The 26,098-nt window shown below is 53.1% G+C and carries 22 protein-coding genes; 13 read left to right on the plus strand and 9 right to left on the minus strand.

Going from position 1 to position 26,098, the window contains the following annotated elements; all coding sequences use genetic code 11:
* Window positions 1–3: 3 nt before the first annotated feature.
* Window positions 4–2,313, minus strand: coding sequence for a TerB N-terminal domain-containing protein (locus tag L2Y28_RS16570; RefSeq protein WP_022649079.1), 2,310 nt, complete (start codon window positions 2,311–2,313; stop codon window positions 4–6).
* Between the two features lie 213 nt (window positions 2,314–2,526).
* On the opposite strand from L2Y28_RS16570, the gene L2Y28_RS16575 reads away from it, so the two are divergent.
* A protein-coding gene (locus L2Y28_RS16575; protein WP_088263183.1) for an IS3 family transposase occupies window positions 2,527–3,674 on the plus strand; the annotation gives its coding sequence in 2 pieces (ribosomal slippage) (window positions 2,527–2,764 and window positions 2,764–3,674; 1,149 coding nt in all).
* A gap of 481 nt (window positions 3,675–4,155) precedes the next feature.
* Here the strand turns inward: L2Y28_RS16575 and L2Y28_RS16580 are convergent.
* From L2Y28_RS16580 to rdrA, 3 genes are all read right to left on the minus strand, one after another.
* The gene (locus L2Y28_RS16580; protein WP_022649082.1) at window positions 4,156–4,842 is read right to left on the minus strand and encodes a hypothetical protein; all 687 of its coding nucleotides are present in this window, start codon (window positions 4,840–4,842) and stop codon (window positions 4,156–4,158) included.
* An 11-nt stretch (window positions 4,843–4,853) separates the two neighbouring features.
* Window positions 4,854–7,511, minus strand: a complete 2,658-nt coding sequence (gene rdrB, locus L2Y28_RS16585) for an antiviral RADAR system adenosine deaminase RdrB (protein ID WP_227746616.1) — start codon at window positions 7,509–7,511, stop codon at window positions 4,854–4,856.
* A gap of 92 nt (window positions 7,512–7,603) precedes the next feature.
* The gene (gene rdrA / locus L2Y28_RS16590) at window positions 7,604–10,264 is read right to left on the minus strand and encodes an antiviral RADAR system adenosine triphosphatase RdrA (RefSeq protein ID WP_022649084.1); all 2,661 of its coding nucleotides are present in this window, start codon (window positions 10,262–10,264) and stop codon (window positions 7,604–7,606) included.
* Window positions 10,265–10,893: 629 nt separating this feature from the next.
* Here rdrA and L2Y28_RS16595 point away from each other — a divergent pair.
* From L2Y28_RS16595 to L2Y28_RS16620, 6 genes are all read left to right on the plus strand, one after another.
* Window positions 10,894–11,217: an antirestriction protein gene (locus tag L2Y28_RS16595; protein ID WP_022649085.1), complete on the plus strand. Its 324-nt coding sequence runs from the start codon at window positions 10,894–10,896 to the stop codon at window positions 11,215–11,217.
* A gap of 14 nt (window positions 11,218–11,231) precedes the next feature.
* Window positions 11,232–11,699, plus strand: coding sequence for a DNA repair protein RadC (gene radC / locus L2Y28_RS16600; RefSeq protein WP_022649086.1), 468 nt, complete (start codon window positions 11,232–11,234; stop codon window positions 11,697–11,699).
* A 10-nt stretch (window positions 11,700–11,709) separates the two neighbouring features.
* Entirely contained in the window at window positions 11,710–12,036 is a 327-nt protein-coding gene (locus L2Y28_RS16605) for a type IV toxin-antitoxin system YeeU family antitoxin (protein WP_022649087.1), read from the plus strand.
* 32 nt (window positions 12,037–12,068) lie between these two features.
* Window positions 12,069–12,449 (plus strand): TA system toxin CbtA family protein, encoded by a 381-nt coding sequence (locus L2Y28_RS16610; RefSeq protein WP_022649088.1) that lies wholly within the window; start codon window positions 12,069–12,071, stop codon window positions 12,447–12,449.
* Complete coding sequence (locus L2Y28_RS16615) at window positions 12,446–12,673, plus strand: DUF5983 family protein (protein ID WP_022649089.1); 228 nt, start codon at window positions 12,446–12,448, stop codon at window positions 12,671–12,673. The genes L2Y28_RS16610 and L2Y28_RS16615 overlap by 4 nt, the downstream gene beginning before the upstream one ends.
* Before the next feature lie 391 nt (window positions 12,674–13,064).
* Window positions 13,065–13,358: a contact-dependent growth inhibition system immunity protein gene (locus tag L2Y28_RS16620; protein ID WP_022649090.1), complete on the plus strand. Its 294-nt coding sequence runs from the start codon at window positions 13,065–13,067 to the stop codon at window positions 13,356–13,358.
* A gap of 343 nt (window positions 13,359–13,701) precedes the next feature.
* On the opposite strand, the gene L2Y28_RS16625 is transcribed toward L2Y28_RS16620, so the two are convergent.
* From L2Y28_RS16625 to L2Y28_RS16645, 5 genes are all read right to left on the minus strand, one after another.
* Window positions 13,702–15,018, minus strand: a complete 1,317-nt coding sequence (locus tag L2Y28_RS16625) for an amidase (protein WP_022649091.1) — start codon at window positions 15,016–15,018, stop codon at window positions 13,702–13,704.
* 54 nt (window positions 15,019–15,072) lie between these two features.
* Window positions 15,073–16,368, minus strand: a complete 1,296-nt coding sequence (gene hisD / locus L2Y28_RS16630) for a histidinol dehydrogenase (RefSeq protein ID WP_022649092.1) — start codon at window positions 16,366–16,368, stop codon at window positions 15,073–15,075.
* Window positions 16,369–17,511: an ester cyclase gene (locus L2Y28_RS16635; protein WP_015571629.1), complete on the minus strand. Its 1,143-nt coding sequence runs from the start codon at window positions 17,509–17,511 to the stop codon at window positions 16,369–16,371.
* Window positions 17,512–17,617: 106 nt separating this feature from the next.
* Complete coding sequence (locus L2Y28_RS16640; protein WP_022649093.1) at window positions 17,618–18,589, minus strand: nuclear transport factor 2 family protein; 972 nt, start codon at window positions 18,587–18,589, stop codon at window positions 17,618–17,620.
* Complete coding sequence (locus L2Y28_RS16645; protein ID WP_023298419.1) at window positions 18,586–19,656, minus strand: LacI family DNA-binding transcriptional regulator; 1,071 nt, start codon at window positions 19,654–19,656, stop codon at window positions 18,586–18,588. The genes L2Y28_RS16640 and L2Y28_RS16645 overlap by 4 nt, the downstream gene beginning before the upstream one ends.
* A 308-nt stretch (window positions 19,657–19,964) precedes the next feature.
* Between L2Y28_RS16645 and L2Y28_RS16650 the strand changes: the two genes are divergently transcribed.
* The 6 genes from L2Y28_RS16650 (at window position 19,965) to L2Y28_RS16675 (ending at window position 26,084) form a co-directional block, all read left to right on the plus strand.
* Window positions 19,965–21,203 carry an MFS transporter gene (locus L2Y28_RS16650; protein ID WP_022649095.1) on the plus strand — a complete coding sequence of 413 codons (1,239 nt, stop codon included), beginning with the start codon at window positions 19,965–19,967 and terminating at the stop codon, window positions 21,201–21,203.
* 75 nt (window positions 21,204–21,278) lie between these two features.
* Window positions 21,279–22,601 (plus strand): histidinol dehydrogenase, encoded by a 1,323-nt coding sequence (hisD, locus tag L2Y28_RS16655; RefSeq protein ID WP_022649096.1) that lies wholly within the window; start codon window positions 21,279–21,281, stop codon window positions 22,599–22,601.
* A 3-nt stretch (window positions 22,602–22,604) separates the two neighbouring features.
* Window positions 22,605–23,369: an SDR family NAD(P)-dependent oxidoreductase gene (locus L2Y28_RS16660; RefSeq protein ID WP_023330173.1), complete on the plus strand. Its 765-nt coding sequence runs from the start codon at window positions 22,605–22,607 to the stop codon at window positions 23,367–23,369.
* Between the two features lie 8 nt (window positions 23,370–23,377).
* On the plus strand, window positions 23,378–24,121 hold the full coding sequence (locus L2Y28_RS16665; protein WP_022649098.1) for an alpha/beta fold hydrolase: 744 nt from the start codon (window positions 23,378–23,380) through the stop codon (window positions 24,119–24,121).
* On the plus strand, window positions 24,103–24,894 hold the full coding sequence (locus tag L2Y28_RS16670) for an HpcH/HpaI aldolase/citrate lyase family protein (protein WP_022649099.1): 792 nt from the start codon (window positions 24,103–24,105) through the stop codon (window positions 24,892–24,894). Before L2Y28_RS16665 ends, L2Y28_RS16670 begins: the two co-directional genes overlap by 19 nt.
* 11 nt (window positions 24,895–24,905) lie before the next feature.
* Complete coding sequence (locus tag L2Y28_RS16675; protein ID WP_022649100.1) at window positions 24,906–26,084, plus strand: hypothetical protein; 1,179 nt, start codon at window positions 24,906–24,908, stop codon at window positions 26,082–26,084.
* Window positions 26,085–26,098: the final 14 nt, after the last annotated feature.

Raw genomic sequence — 26,098 nt, forward strand, 5'->3', positions numbered from 1 at the left:
TCACTATCCCTCTAATTCTTTGGCAATTTCCAGGTCAACCCAGATATCATCATCGGCATCGTCCAGTACTGGAGCATCAACCACCGCATAGGACCAGTCATTGATCACCTCAAGCGCACCGCCGAGCATCAAATTCAAATTTCCGCACAATTCTGTCGCCTCTTTTCGGGACCACTGTTCTTTCTCCAGCAAACTGCGATAAAGCTGGCTATGTGCGGAGTCAAGCCCCCCCGCCTCCGTTGATGAGGCTGGAGCGCTTTCTGGCTCTTCCGGTTCTTCTTCGGTGAAAATTGTGTTCAGCAATTTACGAACATCATCCGTGGCAGATTCGTGGCGGGCAAGTACATTAGCATCCAGTGTGAACCCTGCTGTTGTCTGATCAGTTGGTACAGACGAGACGAGATCATGTTCAGTTGCGGAATGCTGATGGATATTGCTTGAGACAGATGAGGGATCCAGCCCCAAACTTGAATAAATCTTCTCAAGCTGTTTGATTTCGGCAGGCGCTATCGTCCCATCCGAACAGGCAACACTAACGATAACCTTACCCACAGCAGCTTTTTCCGCGGCCCCCATCAACTCAATCCTGCTTTTCATTCCTGTCATATTGGCTGGGGTATGAAGTTGCCACGTTAAATACGCATGTAGAGAGCGTTTTTCATCATCGGTGAAGCCAGGATTGTTGTTGATGGCATTCTCAAGCACTTTCTGTTCAGCTTGATCAAGAGAATCGTCAATCAAGGCAACCATCGCCCCTAATCTGAGCGTCATTACGGCTGAGATAAATTCAGGAGAAGGTGAGAAGCGTCCACCTTCGGCGGCAGGGAATAGAACAAGTGTCCCATCAACGTCCGCCTTCACATGGTGATAATACGGGTCAGGTGCCAGACCGTAACCCATCTTCAGAGCAAAGGCCTGCATCAAATCGGCCTCTTTTTTATTGATCTTATTGGGGCAACTGGCATTCATATGTGCCCAAAAGTCAGCAACTGAGACAACCCCCTCCTTGACGAGGATCGCCTCATCAGCCCAGCGTTTGAATGAGCTTAATATTTTTTCTGCGCTTTCATTAACAATCTCTGAAGGGAGCAACATAATTGCAGCCGTATCATTGACTGACGTACCTTTCCTACCAAGGTAGCGACTATAAGCATCAAGTTCATCCATACATATGTCGGCAAGAGCCATAATTTTCTGGACAGGGCTCTTCAACGCACTTGGATCAGGCAGGTCGGGAACAGGAAGTCGAACACCTCGCAAACTAGGACTTGCTGGTGTGTAATCTAACCTCAGGCGCGTTTTATTCGCCTTAACGACCATCCCTTCACCATATTTGAGTGTGTAACGCCGTTTGAAAAGCGCAGCAAACTCTTTAGCACAGCGGCGAGCCGGGGTACGCAGCGAATACTCGGTGTGGTTTATTACCCAGTTCAACGCCAGTTCAGCTGATACAGGAACTCCTTCATGTACAGTTTTTGCCAGAGCCAGCTTAAATTGCATGCTGTTGCTGAAACCTGAATTGCTATCGAGCTCAGTGGCTAAGCCCATGTTCGGGCGCAGAATAGACATGGCTTCGAGTAATTGGGTCGAATATCCACGGAAGGAGCGGTTCTCAATGAATACCGATCTTAACCGAGCGACTTCATTGAACAGATTACGGAACTCAGCATCAGGGAATTTTGGGTCAGTTGAATCTACGAGCGCTTTTCTTTCCAGGCCGTAGAGGTAGATAAAAACATAGCCGATAGGACACGATGGATCAGACCTATCGCTGGCAAGCCAACTGACATACGCACCGCGTGCCTCTGGGGAAAGAGAGGAAAAACTGGGCCAGTATCCTAAGGAACTGTCCTCGTAAAGATAAGAAGTAGGTTTTATCTTACATGTGTCATCAATTAATGATGCCTCACTTCCATCGTCATAATAGCCGCCTGATTCCTGACCGGAGGGCTTCATACGTTGCCCCACGTAAATGTAGCCACCGCTAATTGATACACCAGCTACAGTTATCATCTCACCCGGAAGTACCCATCGAGCTAGTGCACCTGCTGACTTTGAGGTGTTCCGGTAATGATTGGTTGTCACCCGAAGTTCAACACCCCGGCCACCGCTCAATGTAAAAGTTGCAAGGTTATCGTCTTCACTATCATCGTTTCGCACAACCACCTCTTTTTTCTTGATGTCAGCGAGCCATTCTTTTGGCGGTGCTTTCACGGGGCTTGAAGCATCAGACTTTGGAGATTTACGTTTTTTCTTTCTAAAAAACAACAAGTAGATTACTAAAATCGCTGCCAGAAACTTCAATAACTCCATGATATATAACCTTAAAATCATTCTCCATTCACATTTGAAATGTGGTATGAAATGCATGGCAAGTGGATTAATCTCAAAATAATACGTCTAAATCGCTAGGGTTAAAAGCAAATCGCAATTAAAATTAACCAATTGATTTAAATAACAAAATGAATCGCCACGGGTTTAACAGACACCTCAGAGTCATTTAAGATGACTTAAAGAGAGGTGCCCATGAGCGGTAAGCGTTATCCTGAAGAGTTTAAAATTGAAGCAGTCAAACAGGTTGTTGATCGTGGTCATTCTGTTTCCAGTGTTGCAACACGTCTCGATATCACCACTCACAGTATTTACGCCTGGATAAAGAAGTACGGCCCGGATTCTTCCACTCATAATGAACAGTCAGATGCTCAGGCCGAGATCCGCCGTCTTCAGAAAGAGTTGAAGCGGGTTACGGACGAACGGGACATATTAAAAAAAGCCGCGGCGTACTTCGCAAAGCTGTCCGACTAAGGTACGCCTTTATCCGCGACAACAGCCGTTGCTGGCCTGTTCGTTTGCTCTGTCGGGTTCTGGATGTCCATCCGAGTGGATTTTATTTCTGGCTTCAGCAGCCACATTCGCAGCGTCACCAGACAGATCAGATGCTGACCGGGCAAATCAAACAGTTCTGGCTTGAGTCTGGCTGCGTCTATGGTTATCGCAAGATCCATCTCGATCTGCGTGATACCGGACAGCAGTACGGAGTGAACCGGGTCTGGCGGCTGATGAAGCGTGCCGGAATAAAAGCTCAGGTTGGGTACCGTAGCCCACGAGCACGTAAAGGCGAAGCCAGTATCGTGACACCCAACAGGCTCCAGCGGCAGTTCAATCCGGACTCACCGGATGAGCGTTGGGTGACGGACATAACCTACATCCGAACCCACGAAGGCTGGCTGTATCTGGCCGTGGTGGTTGACCTGTTCTCCCGAAAAGTTATCGGCTGGTCAATGCAACCCCGCATGACAAAAGAGATTGTCCTGAACGCATTACTTATGGCGGTGTGGAGGCGTAATCCTCAAAAGCAGGTACTGGTTCACTCTGATCAGGGTAGTCAGTACACGAGCCATGAGTGGCAGTCGTTCCTGAAATCACACGGTCTGGAAGGCAGCATGAGTCGTCGCGGTAACTGCCACGACAACGCGGTTGCGGAAAGCTTTTTCCAGCTACTGAAACGCGAACGGATTAAGAAAAGGATCTACGGAACGAGAGACGAAGCCAGAAGCGATATTTTTGATTATATCGAAATGTTTTATAACAGTAAGCGTCGGCATGGTTCGAGCGAGCAGATGCCACCGGCTGAATATGAAAACCTATATTATCAACGGCTCAGAAGTGTCTAGATTATCCGTGGCGATTCATCTTGCAGTAAGAAATAAACGTTTTTATGATTATTTGTGGCTTATAGCGCTGATAACCTATTGATAAAATATAAATTGAGTAACATACCAGTGGTCAGTGCTACCATTCTATAAAGTGTGATCTGACCAAACTATAGGGCAGGATTGTCTACTAGGGTGGGGGCAGTCCACGCTAACTGCTTCGGTGAACACTAAACAGCCGGCACAGTGACGCTATCGGATATTGCGCCCTCAAACTGTCGATTATCGTGAACTTTTGAGCGAGGCCGACAGCGGTAGCTTTTTTAGGATTTAATTCTCCATTTCAAGACGTTGTATCCATTTTCGTATTTCCCTGAGTTTAGCCTGCTGCGGAGTCAGAAGTAACCCTAGGGGATAATCTTGAGTAACTGCAAAACTTACCCGAAAAATGGATCGGATTTTGTTATAAACCTGAAGGATAGGAAAAGATCGCTGAAGGGCGTCAATCTTTGCTAAGTTTATCTTCAAGCTTCTTCAGGAGGTAGAATGAATCACTCAGAGTATCACTTTGCTTGGTACTCCACAGATTTTCGTTAAACTGCTTTAACTCCTGCAAATTCTCCTGCGTAAAGACAGAGTTCATTGCTTGCTGCGATCTATAAAGAGTAGCCAAAAAATTAGCACGGCGGCTAAACAGTTGGTAACGCTCGTCACGGCGAGTGAAACCCAGTGTTTTATTAGCAATCAAAGCCATGATCGTCACACTTCCCGCAAGCGAAATCCCAACGATTACCGGTTGTTCGGCATCTAATGCCACGAAGAATAGTGCCATCAAGGCGATTAGAATCAAGCTGGAGAGTATGATGGCCGCAATCCGGTTACTCTGGCGAAAAAACAAAATGGAGGCGACATTAATAACCAGCAGTACCAGCCCCGCCCACCAGCTCAGAGCCTCTGGCACAGAATTCAACCAATCATTGACCATAACGAGCGTCACACTCCTGGTAAACGTCATCACTAGGCATAAAATGAAGAAACAAAGTGCACTGCCGAAATAAAGCGACAAACGCCGAAATAGGTAACTGAGCATACGTACCTGCTCACTTTTCGCCAATAGCCTTTTGGCTTCGTCATCAAACCAGTGTATTAATTGCGGAAAACTGGCGATAACAACGGGTTCTTTGTGCATCTGATAACACCTTAAAGTGGGGTAAAAACAGGCATGTGATTCCGGTGGAATTGCTCGATGCCATACTGTCTGATCTGTTCCAGCCAGCGCTCAGCTACCGTTCGACTGATACCCGATTCGATGGCGGCTTCACGGAGTAATAAAAATTCGGTACGTAATGTAGTAGGCATGACGCCAGGATCGTCAGTATTGATTAACACCTTCATCGGGCCGCGACGTAAACCAAAACGGTTATAGACTTCACCCGCCGCCAGCAATGTCTCATCAGGCGGGTTCCAGCGAAAAATAGGATGTTCGCGGTGCTTTTCAAGCCGGGCGATATAGATGTTTGACGTCGGATTGGTCTCAATAATCAAGCCGATTCGATCGTACCGATCCAGCAGATAATCCTGCACTGCATGCATAAATTCCACCTCTGCCGGGGTATCAACATCCTCCAGCATTGCGCTATCTTCCATCATACTTTTTCCGCTCAGAGCAATGTGGTCGCTTTGCGCTTGCCACTCATCGCCGATACGCACAATGACCAACTGCTGCGCGGTTGCGGCGGACAGATGCTGGTGCCGCTTAGAATACAGTACCGCCGCAGGATCGGAGCTCTTCAAGGTTTTGAAATCAGGTAAGGCACTGAACTCTAGGGTGCTGAGAGGAGTACCGCCATGCAACTGCGTTAATCGAAAATAACAGTTTCTGCGCAGTAGCCAAGCGCGAAACAGGATTTCGGGATCAGCGCTTTCGCGCTGGAGCTGAGCGGAGTGACGGCCGTCAGCAAGGTCAGAAACGCTGTGCCAGCCAGATGCAGGAAAGAAGCGGGCTATCCTACGCGCTAACAGAGGCTGCACCTGTTGCGCCAAGGGTAAACGCCCACTTAACGTAACGGCGTGATGCCACAGCCAGACGAGATTATCCAGATGTTCGTCTGCTGATAGAATCATCTCGCCCTGGCGTGCCATCCACCACTGCGGTTCAATGCCCAGCGCCAAAGCATGCCCCAAACGATCGCCGTCACGCATTTCACAAAAACGCACCGTCTCATCAATATGGCGCATGCCAGATAGAGGATGGGAATAGTCCTCCCCGGCGTGAATACTCAAATGGAAACCAGCCGAAGCATACTCACCCTCAGGACGTGAAATTAACCCCCGCCGCAGCCAGCGTAGCACCGGCGCAAACCATTCGATGTGTAGATCGTTTTCATCCCCCGCCACGTCCAGCCCGCGGAACCAGCGCGCAGGTTGAAAATGAAAATGCGGATTACGATGGCCCATCATAAATTCAGGTCGGTTCCAGGTAGCTGTGTTGTCTGCTTTTTTCATCAATTCGATGGCAGATTTCCATAGTGCTTTCATATTAGCGACTGGGGCCCTACCACGCTCTATGGGCATTGCCGAGCGCGAAAAATGGCCGCAAAACTGCCAGCGCTCAAGCTGCTGCATATAGTTATGCACTTTCGCATCCGGCACAATTTCATGTTCGCCAAAGATATAAGGCGCTTCCGGTAGTGCGAAACCCGTCTCCTGCGCCAGCGTGGTGGCAAAATCTGCGGCAAAATCAGCACTAAAAACGCCCGGATGTGACTTAATTTCCACCACATCGCCGGCAACTGATAATAATTGTCTTATATTGTCTTTGCGTAATGCCTTGCTCCCCCTGCCCAGTGGTCCGTTAAAATAATGTTTAGAGAACCGGGTTAACCCCTGACCGTCCATAATCAGCCGTCGACGAAACTCATTCATCGATTGATACCAACAGAGAATGGCGACCCGAACCTGTGGTGTAGCCTGAGTGGAACGGTAACAACGGCAAAGATAGAGTTGCAGCCACAACCAGCGCCCGCGTAAGTTGCACTGCATCGCCACGGCAAACTGACTCAGCAGCCAGCCGGGGGAACCCACTTCATTTACGGCATGAATTTTTGCCGTCATTTCCCAGTCGGGAAGTCTGGCTTTTTGTAGCGGCATTGACAGCTGTGGAACGAGATTTACCCACTCGTCTTGCCACGGATGTAATCGTGCCTCGCCATTCTCCCGCTGCGGTTGCTGGTTAATGCAGGTGGCCGGCCCATCACTTTTGCCATCCAGCAACAGCCACAATAATGTTCTTAAGCGTTCCAGTAGCTTATTGAGCTGCGCGGTCTGCTGCAGATGCCAGGGGGATGAACGCTTACTCTCGGGCAGCGCTGAAGACGGGTTTGCCAAGAGGTATTCATCAAGAATTGCGCTGTCAGCGGTCACGCCTCCGATATGCACGTGCCCTTCCGCAAAGGGTTGTACCGGATTACCCGGCGGTGCAAAAAAGGTGTCCTGAACCGCTACAATACGCTGTATATCCTTTGCCGTAGGATTACTGCTTTCTTCTAGCCACTGGCTCAGATTCCACGCTACCAGCAGTGTCGGATCCAGCTCAGCCGTCAGCCGGGCATAGGCCTGAACTTCCGTTTCGCGATAGCAGATAAGATCGCCGTTGCGCACCATTAACTGTTCAAAAATCTTGGTCAGCCAGGGCAGTCTGCCCGTATGAAAAAGGTCCCCATCGCAGAGCTTATCCATCAGTTGGCTGATATCGTTTAGACGATAACGGCGCGGGTGGCGACTATCAACACTTTCAATCAACTGTTGATAGCAGCTTTCCTGTAACGCTTGGATATTCTGAGACTGGTTGCTGCTCACGGGCTGCTGCAAAAAAATCCACAGCTGTGATGCCAGCAGTTCGCTACCGTAGAAACATCCCGCAGCATGTTCTGAAAGTGACCGTAGGAGCACTATCTTTCCACCTTCATCCAGTCGATGATATCGTTAAGGCGGCTGGTCAGTTGATCATCAGGATATAAAGTGAACATCTCATTCAATAAACTCGCACGTTGATTATTACTAAAATTTTTCAATGAAGCTGCAATTCTCTTATCCGTCAGCCGCGTATCCTTTTCCAACCCCAATTTTTCACGTAGCCAGAGACGAGGATCGTTAACCTCAGTGTCCGGAGTTTGTTTTTTGGGGACGGGTGCAAACACTGCCAGCGCTTCCTCTATCCAAAGTTTAAGAGGATGATCGGCCAAGTAAAAGCTGGCCGTCCGCGTACTCGCAGCATATTGACTTTTTGCTGGCGCAGACTGTTCTGCTCTGACAACGAAAGGTCCGACATTGACATTGAAATGGTCATTACTAACGAAGTTATAGGGAGAGTTTAAATTTACTGTAGCCACCACTTCAGGCAGACCAAACAGTCGACCCTTTTCAAAACTACCAAAAGCTGACCACGTTGAATAAAAAGCTTTGCCGATACTTTCAAGCACTTTTCCAATATCTCTGGAACCGTTGGGAAAAGTTACTGTATTTGCAGCCTGACTAAAGACCTTGTTGAAGACCTTATAGACCAGCCATGGTGAAAAGCGCACATTGTCAAGATTGTGACGCTCGCGCCACTGAGAAATGTTATGCACTAATTCTGACAGATAGTTTTCCTGGATATCCGCAACCTCACCCTGCTGCTGATAGAAATCGCTCGTCTCCGTTTCGTCAACAAACTTGTTCTTGGTTGCCTCTTCTGTCACCATGACATTTTTCGTTGGTGCCAATGCTCTGGCAGAGAAGAAGGGGGCATTCTGGATGATGCGTTGTAAATCGATCATGCGTACATCCCCGCACAGACTGGCAACGACGATTTCAAAAATACGCCCGATATTCATCATCAGTGACTGTTTGGCGTTGGTATAGAAGTTGTACTGCATCGACAAGGATGCTAGAAAGATAATTTTGTCGCCCACCTCCTGCTCCTTCACCTCCTCTGGCACCTGTAACCAATATTGCCAGTCAGTCGCGGTATTCACTCCGACTTCCGCCACTGGATAAGGCAGGATCGTGTGATGAGATTGCAGACTGGAAAGCCAGCTATTCGGTAAGCGGTCCTGCAGGCGATTGATCCATTCAGAAAAATCGTATTTTTTGTCAAAATGGTTAAGATCGCCGGTATCGTGAATTAGCGGTTTAAACAGCGGCGTGTCGAGCACAGAGCGGCCAACCATATCTGAACGGTTATCTTTCAGTGACTGCCAGTAGCTGCTGGCGAGCAGCACCAGATATACTGCTCCGGCCTTGACTTCATACCGGAAATAATTGAGCAGCGCCTGTTCCCATTTGTCTATTTCCTCCCTGCCCAGAATGCATTCTTCAATGGTTATGGCCTGGTGTTGCTCATCATAAAATCGCTGATATGCACGTGCATAGTCACGTTTGGATGACATGCTCTGCTGGCGATATTCCTGATAAAAAGTATCGAATGCTTTTGGATTTACCCCTGGCATCTGCCAAAGCCGCTTAACCTGTAATTCATCAGACGCGTTGCGAATTGCAGGGGGTAAATCTGGAATCAATGAGCCACAGTGGTTAATCAGCTGAGTCAGCGCGCGAATCGAGGGTATTGGCAAGGAAAGCTGGCTGTCTTCGAGGCCATTCACCGGACCGGAAATAAATATCTGTAACCAGACATAGAAACTATTGAGAGAGATTAATTTCTCTCCTTTAAGTTCCAGATTGATCGCTCTATCCGATTTTTCCGTCAGGTATTCGCTCACTTCCGGCATCACCAGACGACGCGGCAGCGGCAACAGCTTACGCTGATATTCTATAGCCAGATCTACAGCTCTGTCGTAAGCCTCGCGCGGACGATAATGGGAATCTTTGGTCAGACGTCCGTGAAAATCACGCCAGGTGACTTCACGATATAGATCGCGATCTCCGCTGACAATCGGCAAGACATACGGGGTTGTTAGATAACGGCGGATAATTTCAAGGTTTTCAAAAGCACGATTTAGAGAGGTATCGACATCATCAATCGGCAATACCAGAAGCTTTTTATCCAATAGGTCTAGAGTGGTTTTGAAAAAGTGCTGCACACAGTCGGCGAGATGCTGATTGCCGAACATAGCGCGTAGCTTGTCCATGCCGTAATCAGCACTCTGTGTTTCGACAGAAGCTAAAGCATGAGCGAGTGATTCAAGGCTTTTGTTTAACGCTTGGCTTTTGGCCGGTGATTGGCTTTGCGCCAATTTTATTGCCCTATCAGACAGTAGTGCGGCAACAATGATATGGAGAAAAAGGGATTCGTTATCTTCCAGCAGTGTAGGATCGACCGGGTTAAGGATATGTATATCTAACAATAAATCTTTGTGATCCTGCTGAAGATACTCTTTAAGATTAACCAGCACAGAGGTTTTCCCTGTCCCCCTCTCACCATCGACAGAGACCGCATTGTGGCTACGTACAGCGTTAAGCTCGGGTGAAATAGCGGATTCGGGGAGATTGTCTAAAGCCTTGCGAATAAATTGAGCAATTTTTTTATAAACATCAAGAGGTAAAAGCGAACGAGAGTCTTTTACGACAGCCGATTCGGATACATCTAGAGGAATAAAACGATGCGTAGACATAGAGTCCCTTTGTCATCTTAGCTGGTGTATAGAACGAAAATATACACAGCACCAAAAAGAAACTAAAGAGATACAATAATATAACTCGTTAAAAAACACGAACACCATAAAACCCAATATGAAAAAATGATCAAAATCATTTTGATAGAATTTTTTCTCATGTAATCCAGAAGGAAGCCTAACCTTTTTTCAAAGCCGCGAACTATACCCGCATCAGGGAGACTAGCCGTTACGTCTTCTGATGTAATCCGATGCACCTGAAACAGCTGCGAACCTCTCATATATCGATAACCAAGTCGCCTCTCCATCCCTCCCCAGCGTTGTTTTCGACGATGACAATTCGAATCTGTCCCGCACTGACAATATCACCGTTGATGACAAGGCTGGCGTATCCGATTAACCGTTACCTGAGCCAACGGCAAACGCAATGAATTTGCGCTACCTGACTGAAGACTCATCATCCTTGACATCACACCCGCAGACGCCCCGTTCGAAAGAGCGGGGCGTTTTGCTTTATGCCAAAAAGAGTCATCATGAATCAAACCACATCATCAGTTACTGCCTCACCCGTAGCGGACAAGCAGCGTCTTAACTTCTGGCCCAAGCACTTCGGCAAAATCCCCCAGTAGATGCTGCTGGAGCCCTACGCCTTCGCCTGGATGGATCGCCTGTGTGAAGCCTACAACGGCGGATACTGGAATTATTACACGCTAAGCAACGGTGGTGCCTTCATCGCACCCAACAGTGAGGATAACTGGGCCATGTTCAACAAACTAAATGGCAACTGCGCGGAGATGAGCAGCGGAGCCGCTGGCATCGCAGTCTGCCTGCTGAACTGGAACCACCACGCCTGCAGAACCGGCAGCCCCGCCATGAGCGAACACTACTATCGCCTGCGCGAATTTGCGCTCAGCCATCCTGAAAGCAGCGTCATCATGCACATCATCGACTGATGCCGGAGGACGTTATGGAAACGACTGCATTATCTCTTCCTCTTTCATCACACCGCACCATAAAACGCGCCCTGACGCTGATCGAAAATTACCTGCGTGAACCGGGCGTGTCGTTTACCTCAGCATCACTCACCCGCGACTGGCTGCGGCTGAACCTCGCAGGGCTGGAGCGTGAAGTGTTCATGGTGGTGTTTCTGGACAATCAGAACCGGCTACTGGCACACGAAACGCTGTTTTACGGCTCCATCGCCAGCACGGAAATTCATCCCCGCGAAGTGGTGAAAGCAGCATTACGCCACAACGCTGCTGCAGCCATCTTTGCCCATAACCATCCCTCCGGTCATGCCGAACCCAGTGACGCCGACCGGCGCATTACTGAGCGACTGAAGAAAGTGCTGGCGCTGGTTGAGGTGCGCGTGCTGGACCATGTGATTGTCGGCAGCAAAGAGATTGTTTCGTTTACCGAACGCGGCTGGTCATAAAGGAGGACATATGCATTCTGAACAATGGGGACTGACGTGCGGTAAAACGCCGTGCTTCAGTGCCAAGCTGGTGCAGGAAGGCAACCGGCTGCACTTTCTAGCTGACCGAGCAGAGTTTAGTGGCGACTTGAGCGACGATGAGGCACTGCGCCTCGACCAGGCTTTTCCGGTGATATTGAAGCAGCTGGAACAAATGCTTTCAGCCGGTGAGCTGAATCCCCGCCATCAGCATCGCGTCACTCTGCATCTTAACGGGCTAACCTGCGAAGCCGACACGCTCGGTTCGCACGGCTACCTTTACATCGCGATTTATCCCTCAGCGGTAGCTACCGGCTGACCGGCCACCTCCAAAAAAACAGGACACACCCAATGCAAACTTTACCGTTACCCGAACCTCGGGCGGCTGAGCCATGTCCGTCGCCCGTGCAGGTCTGGCAACTCCTGCTCACGCATCTGCTGGATAAGCATTATGGTCTCACACTCAATGACACGCCGTTTGGCGACGACGGCGTAATTCAGGCGCACATCAACGCCGGTATCTCTCTGTGCGACGCCGTCAACTTCATTGTGGAAAGGTATGAACTGTTGCGCACTGACCACAGCAGCTCCAGCCTCACCGAGCACTCTTCACTGATTGGTGCCATCGACATCCTGCGTGCCCACCGTGCAACCGGCCTGATAGTGGGCAGCGGCTACAGCACCATCACCCGCATCACAACGGGCCAGTATCGGGAGGACAAAACACAGTGAAAATCGGTCTGAAGCTTAACGCCGACAGCATTAATGTGCTGGCGCTGAACATGGGAAAAATCGCGGTCGATGTTGACGGTATCGAGATCGCTGAGCAGATAGCTGCCGTTAATGCTCAAGGGCTTACACTGCGTATCGCGGAGGAACCCGGCGACGTGATTGTCGAAACCAGCTCTCGCCTTCGTCTAAGCAGACTTGTAAGATCACGCCAAGCGGACCGATAAAATGAAAATTAGTTTTAGGCACCTTCTTAGGCACCAAAGAATAATTGAATTGAATAATTAATATTTTAATTCAGATGGTTAGCGGACTAATTCAGACTCCGCCAGCCCAAATAAAACAAGGGGTTACGTGAAAACGTAACCCCTTTTTTTGCCCATGTCCACATTACGTCCACTCGGCAAAACTTTGGCCAGCGCTAACTTCAGTAACCCCAGTTTTACATTTTTGCATCCAGTGCCCATATGCCGCTTGCCACGCCTCTTGTTCATCGGCAATAGATGTTCTGCAATAGGCAACTACTCAATGCCTTTTGAACCAAACTCCGAGTACAAGGATGACCAGCTCTGTCGCTATATCCTTACAGCATTCCCGACCCCATAGGACAAATGGATTATGCAAAATTTCTATCATATTGATCAGCTGATTCAGGGTTATTTCAATCAGGATCATGACCTCATAAATGAGGGAGAGGATACTATTGAGGGCACTATTGAACTCTATAAAAAAACAGCCCCAGATTGGATGTTAAAAGAGTTAGCCGAAGAGGTCGATTGTTTCCTTGAGCTTTACGAAGACAGGCTGGATGAGCAATTCAAAAGCCGGTATGGATTTGATTTCTCACCTGAGTTGTGGGATTCAACCCCATTCGATTTCCTGATGACTGTGCGCAGACTTGCCCTTTCTTAGAAGTAGCTACAGGAAGACAAACCCGTAACGGCTTAACCGACCTCAGACCGGCAACAGCCGGTCTTTTTCTTTCTAAATATAAGTTAAGGGTGAACAGTTAAATCCAAAAAAGCTTTTTCTTGATGTGATCCATTCAAAAAACAGGTTTGCTTAACCACAGGAAACACTGCAACAAATCGCCATTGGCATACCCGTGAAAGTTGAATTTATAAATTATCAACAAAAAAACAGCCTATTAATGAATTTATTCAGACTCCACCAGTCCAAAAATCCTCCATCGGTGATTACCAGAATCACCCGATGAAGTGCTGAAAGCCCGCACGGCGCAAGCTCTGCGGGCTTTTTATATCTGTCCCTTCCCGTCCAGCGCCCCCTCACACGCCAGCGCCAGCACCATCAGCGCCGTCTCATTCTCCTGCACCGATAACATCTCCATCCCCACCGGCAGACCGATACGGCTTACGCCGCACGGCAACGTTATAGCTGGCAGGCCGCTGATGGCGGCCAGTTCCGGCGCGCAGCCTGGCGGCATCTTCGCCATACTTTCTGGTAATCGTTGTACGGTGGGATACACAAATCCGTCGATGCGCTGCACCTCCGCCACCTGGCAAAGGTTCTGCCGCAACAGGCGCTGAAAGCGACGCCCCGCCAGCCAGAGCGGAGTTTTCAGCGTGCTACTCGCCAGCATCTGACGTAGAAACGGCGCAAACTCTGGCAGGTAAGCGCCGGAGTCCACAATGCTTGTCAGTCCGGAGGGAGCGCCAGGCTGTTTGCTAAGCCAGTCGTCAATCGCCACGCGAAATTCATACAGGCTCAGGCATGTCGCCTGACTTACGTCGTCCAGCAAAGGTAATGATACCTCCACCAGCGTTGCTCCGGCACGACGCAGCGTGTGCAGCGCCGACTGCCAGACCTCCAGCTGTACCTCATCCTCTCCCTGTAACGCGGTTACCACACCAAAGCGAACGCCTTTCAGCGAACGCACAGGAAGCGCAACCGGTGGCAAACCATGGTTCACCGCATGCAGCAAGGCGGCATCTTCAACGCTATGTACCATTGGCCCAACGGTATCTTTGCTGGGCGAGAGCGGCGCCACGCCATCCAGCTGTGAACGGCGAAAAGCAGGCCGTAGCCCCACCAGCCCGGTATAGCTACAGGGAATGCGGATAGAGCCGCCGGTATCGGTACCCAATGCGCCATCCGCCATCCCCGCCGCCACCGCCGCGGCGCATCCTCCGCTGGAACCTCCGGCGGTGAGTGACGGGCGAAGCGGGTTTGCCACATCGCCCCCCAGCGAGCTTCGCGAGCGCACGTCAAAAGCAAACTCGGACATATTCGCTCTGGCGAGGATAATCGCTCCTGCCCTGCGCAACCGCTGTATAACAAGCGCATCCGACGTCGCGTTAAGTGAGGCCAGCGCCCGGCAGCCAAGAGTAATGGGCATCGGTGCGCAGGCAATATTATCTTTGACGATCAACGGCACGCCGTGCAGGGGGCCGATCGGCTCCCCGCGTCGACGCTGCTGCTGATGCTGTTCCGCCTGAGACATGGCGTCAGGGTTAACCCCGAGGATCGCGTTGAGCGCCCGGTGCTGCTGAATGACGTCGAGACGGCGGGCAATTTCCTCCGGGCAGTCGTCTGGCGGTATCAGGCGCTTCATAGACTCAGGCTCCCTCGTGATGAAAACCGGGCAGAAGGCTGCCCGGGATACGTTTTAGTCCCGCATGCCGGTAGTAATGGCATCAATGTCCTGCGGACGCAGACGAATTTCCGCCGCCCGTCGGTGCCCCTGCATCCCCTCGGTACGGCTCTGGCGGATCGCCGGTTCTGCGATTGCCGGGATACCCTGCTCGTCAATCCACTGATGGGTACAGATTTTGACGTACGCCCCAACCCACAGACCGCCGGTATAGCGTGCCGCCGCCATCGTCGGTAACGTATGGTTGGTGCCGCAGCATTTATCAGAGAACACCACGCTGGCGTTCTGACCAATAAACAGCGAGCCATAGTTGCGGATCTTCGCCGCCGTCGCGTGCGGATCGCGGGTATGCACCTGCAAATGCTCCGTCGCCATATGGTCAGCAAACGCAATCAGCTGCGCTTCATCTTCACAGAGCACAATCTCACCCTGCCGGCGCCACGCCTCCCCCGCCGTGGCGGCCGTTGGCAGGCTGGCAAGCTGACGCTCAACCTCCGCCAGGGTACGCTCAGCGATATCCCGGCTGGTTGTCGCCAGCCCGACGCGGGTATGAATATCGTGCTCTGCCTGCGCCAGCATATCGGCGGCCAGAATGCGCGGATCGGCGCTGTCGTCAGCGATAGTGAAAATCTCGCTCGGCCCGGCGAGGGCATCAATGCCGACTCGACCAAACACCTGGCGTTTCGCTTCGTTAACGAAGGCGTTGCCTGGCCCAACGATTTTGTCCACCGATGGAATGCTCTCCGTTCCCCAGGCCATGGCCGCAATGGCCTGCGCGCCACCTACCCTGAAAATGCGGTGCGCGCCCGCCAGATGGCAAACCGCGATCATCGCAGGATGCGCTCCCGGCGGCAGACAGGCGATGATCTGTTCGCAGCCCGCCACCGTCGCAGGGACAATCGACATCACCGGCGCAGAGAGGATCGGGTAACGCCCACCCGGTACGTAGCAGCCCACCGTCTGCACCGGGATGATCCGGTGACCGAGATGTACGCCAGGCAGCGTCTCAACTTCCAGCGGCTGCATGGTCGCCAGCTGCGCCTGCGCAAAACGACGCACCTGATTAATAGCAAACTCGCTGTCGCGGCGCGTCTGGGCATCCATCCCCTGCAGTGCTTCGGCGATCTCCTGCTCGCTCACCTCAAACTGCGTCGGCACGACGTTATCAAACTGCTGCGAAAAGGCTCTTAGCGCCGTATCGCCTTCGGTTTTCACGCGCTCGATAATGGCGCTGACCTTCTCCGTCAGGGAACGATCGGCCTGCGCATCCTGCCCCTGCGGGCGCTTAATCCAGCTCACCTGATTTAACATTTACGCGTCCTCCATCTGGCCGAGTTTGATTTGCGCCAGCAGCGCCAGGTGGTCATACACGACCCATTCATCAACAATTTTGCCGTTGACGATGTGGTAGTGCGACATGCCCATCACGAACAGTCGTTCTCCGGTCGGCTTGCCCAGTTCGCCGTAACCCAGGTGATGCCCTTCGATGATCCAGCGAACCGCCACTTTGACGCCGCCTTCATCGCACGGGTTGGAACAGATATGCTGCGGCAGCCACGCGCCGTCAGGGATCATCCCCACCAGCGCCAGCGTCTGATGGGTTACCGCCGCGGTGCCGTACAGCTCTTTCATCAGCGGGCCATGCCACTGCACGTTAGGGGCGTAAACCTCTTTGATTTTGCCGAACATCCGACGATTGTAGATCTCGTGCAGCCAGCGCAGACACTGCTCTTCCGTATCGGTGTGTGCAATGGATACATCGCACTCCATCTCCGGCGGATATTGTCCCAGCATGCGGCCATTTTCGCCGATGTCCATCACGCGGAAGCCTTTATCAAACTGCTCCTTTGCCATATTAAATGCGATTTGATCGGTATTCAGGCCAAGCTGTTTCATTAACGACATGTTGTCGCTGACCACCCACTCCCGGTAAATTTTATTCTCGTGGATCATGCAATCTGCCACGGTACGGGTAACGAAGGTGCGGTTGGTCGGCTTGCCTAAATGGCTGTGCTGGGTATGCCGCCCGCTTCCCGTCACCAGGTGAGAGGTATAAAAACCGTCAACATCATTTCCGTTCCAGATAACCTGGGTTGCCATGCCGCGCCGCTCCGGGAAGGCAATTAAGCGTTGCAGCGTATCCTGTACCACCTGCTCACGGTTATAGAGTGTCCCCAGCGCGTTATACAGCACGCAGTTATGGGTATAGTGAGAATAAATTAAGCCGACATCGCGCTCGTCCCATATTTTATGGGTGCAGCGAACTATATAATCGACAATATCGGTATAGCAGTCATCAAAGCCGCGTAATGATTGCACGCGCGGTCTTTTTTCCGGTACCAGATCGACAAAATCACGACGCTCCACCTGTAATACAGGTTCCTCTTTCAGCGATTTCACGCTGCTTTTTTCGGGTACAGCTGGTGCTTTATTTGTTGCTTCGGTGGAAGACATATAAACTCCTGCTCTGTTTTCAGACAATAGGAACCCGCACCCGTAAGTGAGGGTGAATTAAACTCGATTATTTTCGGCAGCCAGAATAAGGGGGCTGCCGCCCCTGTTAATTCACTATTTGCGACCAGATCGCTAATTCATCGATCCCCAGATATTCACGGAAAATTAAACCATCACGTAATTCAAGCTGGCTGATACCGGTAATTGATATGGGTTTACGGGTTGGCGCACCAAATTTGCCGTAACCGTCATGCCAGGTTAATAACGACCAGCGCAGGGAAAGCCGAATCGGCTCGTTAGGATCTTTACGCACAATCAGATGATGGAGCTGCGTTTCGCTGTCGGCAAATGAAGCGCGGTAGCCAGAAAGCTGTGCGCCAATTTCCTGCTCACCGGTGCAGAGGCAATGACCCGGCGCGTAAAGCGTCGCCGCTGGGTGATAGAGACCGGGCACCACGCCACTGTTACCGCCCGCCCACATGGTTAAGTAGCGCTCAACGACGCCTGCCAGCGCCCCTTCTACGTCGTCGCCCTCGGGCCCGCCCGCCCAGCGGGCATCCAGCGTCTCGGCAGAGACCGCCTCCACGCCAAGCTGCTGGCGCATGGTCGCCAGGTTAAAGGCAAATTCGCGGATATCCAGCCCCAGTTGCGCCACAATCGCAGCACGATCCTGAAGCAGCCACTCCTGGCGTACGGCCCCATCAACACAGATGCGATCGGCCCAGGTGCGGACCCAGACATTTTTCCCGGTCGGCGGGCCAAAAAATCCCTCCCCCTGATGCTGAATGCGGGCTACGGTACGCTGAGCCGCATAGTACTCGTCCCCCGGGTTCTGGCTGCACAGAATATCCTCCGTCAGCACCGCTCGCTGCGGGAAGCTGTGCATCGCCTCAAGCGTCAGGCGCATAAACTGGGAAAGCTCATGCAGCTGTTTTTCGGGGGTAGTGAAAACCACCGGCGTGGCGTAAAAATCCGCCAGCTGGCCGATATCTTTCTGCTCCCAGACGACATGCGTCAGCGTCAAAATGAACTGCTGGATAGAGTCGAATTGAGGGCTGAAGCCCCGCAATCTGGTCATGTGCGCTCCTTAGACTGGAATAGCGTTAAACCATTGGTTTCGATAACGCCGCTGCGTGGGCGACGCGCCGAGTGGCGTATCACCAGCGTACCGGGCACCGTAATCTGTTCAGGCTCTATGGTTCCGCTGTCAATTTGCTTCATTAACAGTTCCACCGTGGCATCTACCATCGCGCCGACCGGCTGCGACGCCGAGGTCAACGCATAAGAGGGCCAGCCGGAAGGGCCGATGTCGTCATACCCGACAATGGAGACCTCCTCCGGAATGCGCAAACCAAACTCATAGCGCGCCACATCCATTACCGTGACGGCCATATGATCGTTGGCGACAAAGACCGCATCCGGCGCTGGCGACGCCGAAAACAGGGTATAAGCCGCCCGGGTGGTTTGCTGAGCGTCGTAATTCCCGTGCACCACCCGCACATCGGTGATGCCATGTTCTTCCAGCGTGGAGATGAACCCGCGCTGGCGGGCGATATTGACCGGGGAATCAGCCACGCCGCCCACGTAGGCAAAACGCTTGTGCTCCCCCGCCAGCAGAAACTCGGCAATCTGCCGCGCGGCCGCTTCGTTATTACTGTTGACGCTGGAGGCCATGCCACTCTCTTCGCTGCGGTTAAACAGCACTACCGGGATCCCGGCGGCAAGACACTCCTCGGATAACTCCAGCGACAGCGTCACCGAGGCCAGCACAATGCCATCCACCCGGTACTGCATAATCTGGTCAAAAATACGGTCAACGTTACCGTCCCGGTCGCCAACGAACAGCAGCAGGTGATAGTTCAGCGTATCCAGCTTTTGTGCCAGCGCCTCCAGCACCTGCGAGTAAAAGGGGTTATCAAAGTAAGAAATGACGACACCGATAATGCGCGAACGCGCCGTGTTGAGCGAACGGGCTATCGCATTCGGGCGATAGCCCAACTCGCGCGCCGCCTTCAGCACTTTTTCACGCGTTGCCGGTGAAATGCTGGCCCCCGGCGTGAACGTTCGCGACACCGCAGATTGCGATACCCCCGCCAGTTGAGCGACCTGTTGGGATGTGACTGCTGCAAAAGTCTTACGTTTCATTACCCCTGATTCCTTATCAACGTCCTGCCCATTTGCGCGTGCTTCAAACGCCTCAGCAAGTGGGTGTTTTTTATACTTACACCACCTTTGCATGCGTATGCAACACAAAAAATTAAAATTCTCACAACAAGATCGAGATCACTTTACAAACATGAAACCTTTTCGTAACTTCAAATCTTGAATACGTATGCAAAGAGTTTTCATACCGTCAATGGTACCGGAGAGAACAGGAGTCGCCCAAAGGATTGAACCGGTAAACGTCGTCCCTGACTGGTTATAACCCATTAATTCTTAAGAGGTTCAAAACCATGTTTCAAGCACTGTTACGCCGTCGGGAAGCCCGGCTCTTTTTCATCATCAGCATCCTGTTCTTTATCTGCATCCATAGCATTGATGCATTCCTGGCCCCCATGATGATCAACCAGGGCATTGAGCCACAGATCATGGGCATCATCATGGGCGCATCCGGGCTGGCAACCCTTCTGATACGCTTCCCGTTAGGCATTATTTCCGACGTGGTTAAAAGCCGCAGGATCTTCATCCAGATTGGCCTGCTGCTGCCAATTATCGCCTGGCCAATTGCCTGGCTTGAACCCAATGCCATTACGCTGTATCTGGCGAAAGCGGCAGACGGCGTCACGGCGGCGACATGGGTGCTGTACAACATCCTGTTCATGCGTTACTTCGGTCGCAACGAAGCCCCTGCCGCCGTCGCGCTGCTGGCGTTGGCAGGGCCCATCGGCGTGTTTCTCGGCAACTGTATTGGCGCGGTGCTGATCCACTATTTTGCCAATAACATCGCCTTTTTTGTCTCCTGCATCTCCGCCCTGGTGGCGCTGATCCTGACGACCCGCATTCAGGACGTGCACGACCCGGTGCAGGCCCCCACGCTTAAAGCCTGCATCACCGGCGCGCGCCAGCAGCTGGCCGACCGTTCCGTCTGGCTGATTGGCATCCTGGCGACCGTCGTCATTCTGGTGCCCTTCGCCACCCGGGACACCCTGACGCCGGTCTACGCCGAACAGCTCGGCGCCCGGGCGGGGATCCTCGCGGTGCTCGGAAACATCCACCTTCTGTTTTACGGGCTGGCCATCGCCCTGTGCAGCTCGGTGTTTTATCAGCGCCTTGGGCTGGTAAAAACCGCCGTGCTCGGCATCGTTTTACAGGTGATCTCCACCTTCGGCATTCCCTTTACCAGCAATATGTACGTCATTTACCTGTGGCAGGCGCTGGCAGGTTTTTCGTTCGGTATGGCCTTTGCCGCATTTATGTCGCTCAGCGTAGTGAATACCTCGTCCGATGAACAATCCACGCGAATGGGACTATTCCAGACCATTTATTCCTGCGGGATGTTTGTCGGGCCGGTAATGATGGGCGTAATGATGCAACATATTAACCTGTCGTCCGGTTATATATTGATTGCCGCCCTTTCCGTTGTGGCCGCTATTGCCACGCCGCTGTCCGCTCGATGGGTATATGCCCGTAAAACGCAAACCTCAGCCCAATTATTAAAAAACGGTGCGTACGCCGCCGCGCCGGATCAATAACCCACTCTGAAGTAAACACCCTTTCCCGGTCTGCCGGGAGGACAACTGACATCTAAAAAAGGTAAGGAGAAGCGTGTGTCCTGGAAATTAAAAACCGGTAAATCTACCGAAGAGCGCCAGCAAGCCAACCAGCAAATAAGAGAAACGGTTGAGCAAATACTTGCGGATATTGAAAAGCGTGGAAATAAAGCCATTCGCGAATTATCCATTAAATTCGATCGTTATGACCGTCAGGATTATCGTCTGACCCCCGCGGAGATCGACCGCTGCATAAAACAGTTAAGCCGCCAGGATATTCAGGATATTGAATTCGCCCAACAGCAGGTGGCGAATTTTGCCCGCGCGCAGAAAGAATGCCTGCGGGATCTGGAAATTGAAACGCGTCCCGGCGTTATTCTCGGGCATAAAAATATTCCGATTAACGCCGTGGGATGTTACGTGCCTGGCGGAAAATATCCCCTGCTCGCCTCCGCGCACATGTCGATTATCACCGCCAGCGTGGCGGGGTGCTCAAGAATTATCAGCTGTGCCCCGCCGTTTAACGGTCAGCCCGCCCCGGCGATTGTCGCGGCGCAAAAAATGGCTGGCGCAACGGAAATCTATGCCCTTGGCGGCATTCAGGCGATAGGCGCCATGGCGCTGGGCACGGACTCGCTGGCACCGGTCGACATGCTGGTCGGCCCCGGTAACGCCTTCGTCGCGGAGGCCAAACGCCAGCTGTTCGGCCGGGTAGGTATCGATCTGTTTGCCGGTCCGACGGAAACGCTGGTGATTGCCGATGACACCGTTGACGCGGAAATGTGCGCCACGGATCTGCTGGGCCAGGCCGAACACGGCGTCACCACCCCTGCCATCCTGCTGACGAACTCGCTCCAGCTTGCCAAAGAGACGCTCAGCGAAGTGGAACGGCTGCTGGAAAAGCTCCCTACCGCCGACATTGCCCGCCAGTCCTGGCAGGACTACGGGGAAATCATCGTCTGTGACAGCTACGAAGAGATGCTGCTGGAGGCAGATCGTATCGCTTCCGAACATGTTCAGGTGATGACCGACCGGGACGACTGGTTCCTGGCTAACCTGACCAATTACGGCGCGCTGTTCCTTGGGCCGCGTACTAACGTGGCCTATGGCGATAAGGTGATCGGAACCAACCACACCCTGCCGACGCAAAAAGCCGCACGCTATACCGGCGGCCTGTGGGTGGGCAAGTTCATGAAAACCTGCACCTTCCAGAAAGTCCTCAGCGACGAAGCCACCGCCGAAATCGGCAGCTATTGTTCGCGTCTGTCGTTGCTGGAGGGTTTCGCCGGACATGCCGAGCAGGCCAATATTCGCGTGCGCCGTTATGGCCAGACGGAGGTTCCCTACGCCACACCGGCCCCGGTCAGGGAAAAGGTGTAAGCCATGACGCTTTTGCAAACGCCCTCTTTCACCCTGCACGGCAAACGCGCGCTGGTAACCGGCGGGTCAAGAGGGATTGGCTTCGCTGCCGCCGTCGCCCTCGCACAGGCGGGCGCAGAGGTATGGATCGCCGCCCGGGGCCGCGAGGCGCTGGCGCATGCCGCAGGTGTGGCAGCGGAACACAGGCTCGCATTTCACCCGCTGGAGCTGGATATTACCGACGCTCAGGAGGTTGAGCGTGTGCTGGCGACATTGCCCACGCCCGACATTCTGGTGAACAGTGCCGGGCTGGCCCGCCACCAGCCGTTTCTTGAGGTGAACGAGGACAATTTCGATGCGGTGATGGCGCTTAACCTGCGCGCCACCTTTTTTGTCAGCCAGCGCGTGGCGCGCAGAATGCGGGCGGGCGGTAAGGGAGGGTCGATTATTCACATCTCATCGCAAATGGGACACGTTGGTGGCCCCGAGCGTAGCGTGTACTGTGCCTCCAAATTCGCGCTTGAAGGGTTAACCCGAACGATGGCGCTGGAGCTGGGCGATGCGGGGATCCGCGTTAATACGCTGTGCCCAACCTTCATTGAAACCGACCTGACGCGCCCGGCGCTCGCCGATCCGACGTTCTGCCAGTACGTGCTGGACAACATCAAGCTGCGCCGGTTAGGCAGGCTGGAGGACATTATGGGCCCGGTAGTGTTTCTCGCCTCAGATGCCGCCGGGCTGATCACCGGCAGTGCCCTGATGGTTGACGGCGGCTGGACGGCTACGTGAGGGATGGAATGGAATATCCGCTTCTGGACAATACCGATCTCCCACTGGTGCTGCTTGGTGGCACGCTTTGTAACGCCCGGCTCTGGCAGCCCGTTATTGAACGGCTGAATGTCGCAGCGGTGTCGTGTATTACGCTGACGGGTGCGGAGTCCGCGCCGCAGGCGTCACGGCGGTTATTAGAGGTTCTGCCGCCGCGCTTTCTGCTGGCAGGGTTTTCTCTCGGTGCCATAGTCGCGCTGCAAATGGCCGCCGACGCGCCAGAAAGAGTGAACGGGCTGACGCTGATTTCCGTTAATCCGTTGCCCGTTGCGCCAGACACCCTCGCTTCACGCCGGGAAGCGGTACGCACCGCACAGGCGCGGGGCCTGGCCGACTGGCTGGTCTCCTCGCTGTGGCAGAGCTATGTCGCCCCGTCACGTCTGTCCGATCGGATCCTGCAAGAGACTATTTGCCGAATGGCGCAAGAGTGCGGCATTGAGACCTTTGCCGGGCAAACGGAAATGGCCATTCACCGGCAGGACAACCGGACTGCGTTTAACGCCCTCGCCTGCCCCACATTACTTCTAAACGGCGCGCAGGACGTTATCTGCACGCCCCATCATCATCAACTACTGGCAGCAGGCAATGCGAACGTGACCAGGCATACGGTGGAGGCTGGCGGGCATTTTATTCCGCTGGAAACCCCGGATGAGATCGCGCCGCTGCTGCGTCAGTGGATAACGGAGTGCATACAGTGCGCAAAAACAGTTTAAAGACCGCATTTCTGGAAAATACTCCCATCATAAACGGCTGGCTGGCGATCCCGTCCGGTTATAGCGCGGAAATTATGGGCCATCAGGGTTACGACGCCGTCACCGTCGATTTGCAGCACGGCATGATTGATTTTGCCAGCGCGCTGTCAATGCTACAGGCGCTATCGGCCACGCCTGCCGTGCCGCTGGTGCGGGTGGCAGATAACGATCCGGCGCAAATCATGCGCGTATTAGACGCAGGAGCCTACGGCGTAATCTGCCCGATGATCTCCAGCGCGGAACAGGCTCGCCGTTTTGTCGCGGCCTGTCGCTATCCACCGCTGGGTGTTCGCTCCTTTGGTCCGGCCAGAGGTCTACTCTACGGCGGCAGTGATTATCCACAGCACGCTAACAACGAGATCCTGACGCTGGCGATGATCGAAACCCGCGAAGGGCTGGCTGATCTTGACGCCATCCTTGATACCGAAGGGCTGGACGGTGTGTTTATTGGCCCCAACGATCTCTCACTGACGCTGACCGGCAGCGCCAGCGCCGAATCCCAACATCCCGAAATGCTTGCTGCTATTGAGCGGGTGATTCACTGCTGCCGCCAGCAGCAGAAGATTGCCGGAATTTTCTGCACTTCCGGCGCGGCCGCCGCAGCGCGCATTGATCAGGGTTTTCAGTTTGTTACCCCTGCAAACGACGTCATGCAACTGGGTCGCGCCTCGCGTGAAGCCATTGCCCTCGCCCGCGGCAACGCTATCCCTACCACCGGTGCATCCGGTTATTAAAAGGAGAAATAATGAAAACCATCCATCTTACCCAGAGTCAGGCTCGAACACGGTTAATCGCCCCCGAGGACATGATTTCCTGTAATCTTGCTTTTATTGATTGCAAGCTACCCGGCTCGCATCTCAAACAAAACTATTCCTTCATCGGCCCGGGTGTAACCCAGTCCAGCGAGCAGGTCGTCAATATTCCCGAGCCGCACGGCTTTAACATTGGCGCGGCGGCTATGCCGAAAGGGGTAACCAATAACCTGCATCTGCATTTCACCGCCGAGGTGTTCCTGATCCATGAAGGAACATGGCGTTTTCGCTGGGGCGCCAACGGCGAGCATGAAGCTGAATTTAGCGCACCCACTATCCTTTCAATACCGACCTGGATCTTCCGCGGTTTCACCAACGTCAGTAAAGAAGAGACCAGCGGTATGGTGTTTACGGTGCTCGGCGGGGACAACACGGGCGGCATCATCTGGCATCCTTCCGTGCTGGCGGCAGCCAGCGAATACGGAATGTATTTGAGTAAAGACAACATGCTCATCACACAGGAAACCGGCGATCCGCGGCCTGACCCCGCCGCGCTGCTGACGCCGCTGTCAGAGGAATATATTGCCGGGCTGCGTGACTACAGCGTTGAGGAGATGCGCCAGCGTGCGGTAACCGGCGATGACCGCTGCTGGTCAGCCCAGGGACTGCTGGATTCGGTGCTGCCAGGACACGGCGGCGAAATTGCGCCGGTTATCGGTTTCGGCATTTCACAGGATCGGGATTCCGCTCCCGCTATCGTGAGCCCGCACGGTTTTTCCGTCGAATGGCTGCGTCTCGCCGAGGATCACGTTGTGGGCCGCCATCTCTGCCCGGATATTCAGGTCATTATGGTCTTTAAAGGCCAGCTGGAGGTCACCTGGAACGAGGCGGGCGAAGAAGTGAGCGTTATCGCTCCGGAACGTTCGGTGATCTCTGTTCCGGCAAACAGCTGGCGTCGCTACCGCGCGGTTGACGGCAAAACGGAGTTTATTCTGACGACCCGCGGCGATCAGCGTAAGCGCCTCTACTGGGATGAAGCGATCCTGCAACAGGCGAGAGAACACAATCGCTGTCTCGATCCCGATGGCTACGTGGCCGATGCCGACATCCTGCCTGCCACGGCCCGTCGGGCCGGTGCGATACTGGAGACATGCAACAGCAACAAAACCTGAATTATCCGTTGAGC

This window comes from Enterobacter sp. JH25 (assembly GCF_021725435.1).
Lineage (GTDB): Bacteria > Pseudomonadota > Gammaproteobacteria > Enterobacterales > Enterobacteriaceae > Enterobacter > Enterobacter intestinihominis.

Bases quoted from the DNA above. Each gene is read 5' to 3' on its own strand.
- L2Y28_RS16570 (WP_022649079.1), bottom strand. From the start codon at position 2,313: ATGGAGTTATTGAAGTTTCTGGCAGCGATTTTAGTAATCTACTTGTTG.
- L2Y28_RS16580 (WP_022649082.1), bottom strand. From the start codon at position 4,842: ATGCACAAAGAACCCGTTGTTATCGCCAGTTTTCCGCAATTAATACAC.
- rdrA (WP_022649084.1), bottom strand. From the start codon at position 10,264: ATGTCTACGCATCGTTTTATTCCTCTAGATGTATCCGAATCGGCTGTC.
- L2Y28_RS16595 (WP_022649085.1), top strand. From the start codon at position 10,894: ATGCTGCTGGAGCCCTACGCCTTCGCCTGGATGGATCGCCTGTGTGAA.
- radC (WP_022649086.1), top strand. From the start codon at position 11,232: ATGGAAACGACTGCATTATCTCTTCCTCTTTCATCACACCGCACCATA.
- L2Y28_RS16605 (WP_022649087.1), top strand. From the start codon at position 11,710: ATGCATTCTGAACAATGGGGACTGACGTGCGGTAAAACGCCGTGCTTC.
- L2Y28_RS16610 (WP_022649088.1), top strand. From the start codon at position 12,069: ATGCAAACTTTACCGTTACCCGAACCTCGGGCGGCTGAGCCATGTCCG.
- L2Y28_RS16620 (WP_022649090.1), top strand. From the start codon at position 13,065: ATGCAAAATTTCTATCATATTGATCAGCTGATTCAGGGTTATTTCAAT.
- L2Y28_RS16625 (WP_022649091.1), bottom strand. From the start codon at position 15,018: ATGAAGCGCCTGATACCGCCAGACGACTGCCCGGAGGAAATTGCCCGC.
- hisD (WP_022649092.1), bottom strand. From the start codon at position 16,368: ATGTTAAATCAGGTGAGCTGGATTAAGCGCCCGCAGGGGCAGGATGCG.
- L2Y28_RS16635 (WP_015571629.1), bottom strand. From the start codon at position 17,511: ATGTCTTCCACCGAAGCAACAAATAAAGCACCAGCTGTACCCGAAAAA.
- L2Y28_RS16640 (WP_022649093.1), bottom strand. From the start codon at position 18,589: ATGACCAGATTGCGGGGCTTCAGCCCTCAATTCGACTCTATCCAGCAG.
- L2Y28_RS16645 (WP_023298419.1), bottom strand. From the start codon at position 19,656: ATGAAACGTAAGACTTTTGCAGCAGTCACATCCCAACAGGTCGCTCAA.
- L2Y28_RS16650 (WP_022649095.1), top strand. From the start codon at position 19,965: ATGTTTCAAGCACTGTTACGCCGTCGGGAAGCCCGGCTCTTTTTCATC.
- L2Y28_RS16660 (WP_023330173.1), top strand. From the start codon at position 22,605: ATGACGCTTTTGCAAACGCCCTCTTTCACCCTGCACGGCAAACGCGCG.
- L2Y28_RS16665 (WP_022649098.1), top strand. From the start codon at position 23,378: ATGGAATATCCGCTTCTGGACAATACCGATCTCCCACTGGTGCTGCTT.
- L2Y28_RS16675 (WP_022649100.1), top strand. From the start codon at position 24,906: ATGAAAACCATCCATCTTACCCAGAGTCAGGCTCGAACACGGTTAATC.